This window comes from Sivoneniella epilithica UHCC 1019 (genome assembly GCF_040830845.1).
Lineage (GTDB): Bacteria > Cyanobacteriota > Cyanobacteriia > Leptolyngbyales > Leptolyngbyaceae > ULC077BIN1.
In genome coordinates, this window is sequence record NZ_JBFPDP010000111.1 from 1 (window position 1) to 1,425 (window position 1,425).

A 1,425-nucleotide genomic window follows, 5' to 3' on the forward strand; every position below is an offset into this window, starting at 1 on the left:
TCTTTTGACAGCTTACGAGGTGAGAGTTTCCTTTTCCTATCTCAGCGCTACATCTGGGCTTTTAAGACATCCTCTGAAACCAGGCTAGTGTATTTGGATCTACTTGAACAAGAGCATTCAATGGCTCTACGGGTTTCCACCACCGCGACTTGTTGAAAAACTCCTCAGTTAATGGAGGAATATCAGAGGTATCGATTTCTTCTTCCTTGAGTGAGTCAACCTTCTCCCAATTCATCTTTGAGATATTGTTCGTATCTTTTTCGTTCATAAGGCAGAGCTTTGCGAAGTGAAATAATCCGGATTGTTTGCTCGTCTGGTTCTGTAAAAACTACCACTACAACACGCCCATCAAGTATCCCGATTCCAATCCATCGATCCTCCCCATACTCTTGACGTTTATGTAGGAAAACACAGAGTTGTAGTCATCGCCTGAGCTATTTCTATAACAGGAGCAGTGTACTAAAAACAGCAGAACTGCCATAGTAATACTTATAGGATTTCAGGTAATTTACAGATGTTTTCTTGATGGTGGGTTTCTTCATGTAGTTTGAGCTTTTATTCCTCAATTGCTCAAACTTAGAGTAGTTTCCCCATGCTTGAGACTCATGAGGAGTGTTTAGTTCACCTGGAAAGCATTCGCTGGAATGGAACTCCAACCTGTCCATACTGCGGTTCGATCAAAGCAAGTATGTATAAAAATGAACATAGATACAGATGCAATAGCTGCTTTACTTCGTATAGTGTGACGGTCGGTACGCTATTTCATAAAACCCATCTGGATTTACAAAAGTGGTTTCAAGCTATTTTGCTTCTCTATAAGTTAAATCCTAATATCAGCGCCCGTAAGCTTGCTAAGGAGATTCAAGTCAACAGAGCAACAGCGTCTCTTATTATTAAACGAGTTCAAGATATTCCCGCTGATCAAGCTGAAATGTTGAGAGCAATTATTCAAGTTTTTGAGTAGACATATTGAGGTAGAAAAAATGCTAACGCCACAAACATCAAAGATTTCATGGTTAAAAATAATACTAATTCCGATATTTTGCTATCTTCCGACTATTGGGCTTTTGTGGATGAGTGTCTCTTTCTTAAAACCTGATGGTATCTCCCAAGTAGACAAGGATATAAAAAACGTACCAGAGACAGCAAAAAAAATTCCTCAAAATGAAATTTCTAAATCTAACACCTCTGAAATAGCAATAGCCAATGTCAAGGAGTCAGAAAATAAGGTTAGCTCACAGCAGTTAGCTAGAGATGAAATGGAAAAACTAAAAGCAGATTTGAAAGCAGATTTGTTTAGTGTAATTTCTTTTCCTGTCGTGTTCGCAGTTGCATCCATCTTTGCTGCGTTGGGAGCATCTCAAAGTTGCAGAAATAGATTAATGCCGCCAGAATAAGGGCTGTTGTATTGAGTCCAATGATGAC

2 protein-coding genes and 1 pseudogene are annotated in these 1,425 nt (G+C 39.1%); 2 read left to right on the plus strand and 1 reads right to left on the minus strand.

Features of this window, described 5'->3' with window-relative positions; all coding sequences use genetic code 11:
* Window positions 1-215: 215 nt before the first annotated feature.
* Window positions 216-392 (minus strand): annotated as a pseudogene (locus tag AB3R30_RS26845) (BrnT family toxin); the annotation flags it as partial.
* A gap of 200 nt (window positions 393-592) precedes the next feature.
* Here AB3R30_RS26845 and AB3R30_RS26850 point away from each other — a divergent pair.
* Both AB3R30_RS26850 and AB3R30_RS26855 read left to right on the plus strand, forming a co-directional pair.
* Window positions 593-964, plus strand: a complete 372-nt coding sequence (locus AB3R30_RS26850; RefSeq protein WP_458652264.1) for a transposase — start codon at window positions 593-595, stop codon at window positions 962-964.
* Between the two features lie 19 nt (window positions 965-983).
* On the plus strand, window positions 984-1,397 hold the full coding sequence (locus tag AB3R30_RS26855) for a hypothetical protein (RefSeq protein ID WP_458652265.1): 414 nt from the start codon (window positions 984-986) through the stop codon (window positions 1,395-1,397).
* Window positions 1,398-1,425 lie beyond the last annotated feature (28 nt).